At 48.3% G+C, this 2,913-nt stretch carries 1 protein-coding gene; it reads left to right on the top strand.

The features are described 5' to 3' along the window. Positions 1-457: 457 nt before the first annotated feature. Positions 458-2,913, top strand: a 2,456-nt coding sequence (locus tag G8O23_RS17150; RefSeq protein ID WP_219932595.1) for an endonuclease, incomplete at its 3' end; no start/stop codon positions are given.

The following is a 2,913-nucleotide window of genomic DNA, read 5'->3' on the forward strand; positions in this document are numbered from 1 at the left end:
GGGCTCTATTATTTTAGTTTCTATCGTCTAACCCTCCACTCATTTCTTCTCGTCAAGACGCTGACAGCCTGCCTGCTCTTTCCTTTGGCAGGGTGCTTCGCACCCTGTCTGCTGTCGCCTACCTCTAGGCAGGGTAAGCAAGCAACAGGCAGGGCTGTCAGGTCTTTCAATCCGTAACCTTCTAACCCGTAACTCATTTTCTCCTTTCCAGACGCTGACAGGGGCTTCGCACTCTGTCAGGTCTTTAAACCCGCAACCCTCCAACCCGTAACCTTCTAACTCGCAACTGTCTAACCCGCAATTCATCCCCCGTGAGGTGAGTCTTATAAATGCCTTAATCAAAACTTTTCTTCTAGAATTTTTGTCGATTAGCAATTAAGGGTGTAAATTGGCCAACTTTTTTCCTTCTATTCGCCACAACTTTTTCAATATAAGTAACGCTAAATAAATAGTTTTTATGAAAAGATTTTTACTTAACATCCTTGCCGCTCTTCTTGTCTCCATCTCATATGCTCAGGCTCCGGAAGGCTACTACTCCTCAGCACAAGATAAGCAGGGGGAAGCCCTTATGGAGGCCCTTCACCATATTATAAAGGATCATACGGTGCTTAGCTATACTCCAGGGGTATGGAATGCTATGTACTACACCGATCGTAAGTCGAACGGAGAGGTTTGGGATGTGTACTCCGATAGGCCTGGAAGTACACCAGCTTATACCTATACCTTTTTCGATGATCAATGCGGAAACTATTCAGGCGAGGGGTCGTGTTACAATAGGGAGCACTCATTCCCTAAAAGCTGGTTTTCCGATGCTAGCCCAATGGACACCGATATTTTTCATCTTTACCCAACCGATGGGTATGTAAATGGTCAGCGGGGCAACCTGCCCTTTGGTGAGGTAAGCAATCCTACATGGACATCAACTAATGGGAGTAAGAAGGGGCCCTGTTCCTATCCAGGTTATACTGGAACTGTTTTCGAGCCCATCGACGAGTACAAGGGCGATTTTGCCCGCACCTATTTCTATATGGCCACGCGCTACTACGATCAGATGTACAGCTGGTCAAATGTGGTTAATAATGGTACACGGCATCCGGCCTTCGAGGAGTGGGTAGTTAACCTCCTGCTCGAGTGGCATACAAACGACCCGGTAAGCGAGAAGGAGATCAACCGGAATAATGCGATTTTCGAAAACTATCAGCACAACCGAAATCCTTTTATCGACCACCCGGAATATGCCTTGCTTATTTGGAGCGATGAGCCCGTGGATAGCTACACCGTACAGTTTACCGTTACCGATGGTACTAACCCAATACAAGGTGCGCAAGTTACCGTAAGTGGTTATGCAGCCTTGCCCACAACAAATGCCAGTGGACAAACATCCACCGAGCAAACCAATGGCAACTACAGCTTCTCTGTTTCGGCAGCAGGCTTCAACACTGTTAACAGCAATTTTACGGTAAATGGCAGTAGCCTGTCCATACCAGTTACCCTAACGCAGGGCGATGATGGTGATGATGGTGGTGGTGACGATGGCGAAGCCTTGCTTGTGGAGTACTTTGAGTATGAGTCGGATATCACCCTCTCTAGCCTTGGGTGGTCGGCGCATAGTGGTCATGGAACAAATCCCATAAAGGTGGTTGCCCCTTCGTTGGAGTTTGAGGGATATCACGGAAGTGGAAAAGGAAACGCCGTAGCGCTATATAGCTATGGCGAGGATGTTAATACTAAGTTCCCGGAGCAAACCCAAGGCACGGTGTATATTGCCTTCATGGTGCAAACCCAAAGCACAAACTCCGAGGGCTATTTTCTGCATCTTGGACAAACTGAATTAGAAACTAACTTTTTCGCCAGGGTTTGGGTAAACGATACTGGTACCGGCATAGGTATTGGTACAGGTTCATCAAACCCCTCGAGCTTCGTTAGCATTACCACCGGTACTCCGTGGCTGGTTGTAGTAAAACTAAATATCGATACTAAGCTAAGCGAGCTGTTTGTGTTCAACTCATTCCCACATAGCGAGCCATCTTCGGCTAACACCTCGGTTACCGAAACCAAAATATTTGATAATGTGGGCACCATAGCGCTAAGGCAGTTCAACGAGAACCAGCGTGTGCTGGTTGATGGCATTAGGGTGGGGACCACCTGGGCCGAGGCCGTATATGGTGTAAATAATCCTCCAGCATCTACCTTTCCCATAACTTTTAGCGTGATAGAAGTTGATGGTAGCCCCAACGGTACTCTTGTTGCAACTGCCAATGGCGAAGCCATTTCTTCGGGCAATGAGGTGGACGAAGGCGCCGAACTGATATTTACTGCTACACCTGCTTCGGGCTATGAGTTAGACGCTTGGGTGATTGATGGCCATGAAAGCGAAACGCTTACAGACCTTACGTATAGTATAAGTAATCTTACCCAAGGTGTTGATGTGGGCGTTCGATTCAAACCTGTACCCCCAGCAATCTTCGTCGTTAGCTTTAGCGTGGTTGAGGTAAATGGTAATGCCAACGGAACCCTTGGCGCAACGGTAAATACCTTTAGCATAGCTTCGGGCGACGAGGTGGAGGAGGGCAGCACCATAATCTTTACCGCCAGCCCCAACGATGGGTACAGGCTGAAGGAGTGGAGAGTAAACAACGATCCGCTTGCCGATTATACCGATAACACCTATACCCTTACTGGCCTCAATGCCAATACCAACCTCACCGTGGAGTTCGAGGTGATAACCAGCGTGCCCTCGCTTGCGCTGGGTGGCGTAAGGGTTTACCCCAACCCATTTACCAACACCCTAAGCATTGCCAATGCCGAGTTGGTGGCGCGGGTGATTATCACCGATATTATAGGTAAGCAGGTGATGGCCGTAACCCTTAACGGCGAAACCCACATCAATACCAGCAGCCTAAGGGATGGTGT

It is taken from the genome of Perlabentimonas gracilis, from assembly GCF_011174675.1.
GTDB lineage: Bacteria > Bacteroidota > Bacteroidia > Bacteroidales > Tenuifilaceae > Perlabentimonas > Perlabentimonas gracilis.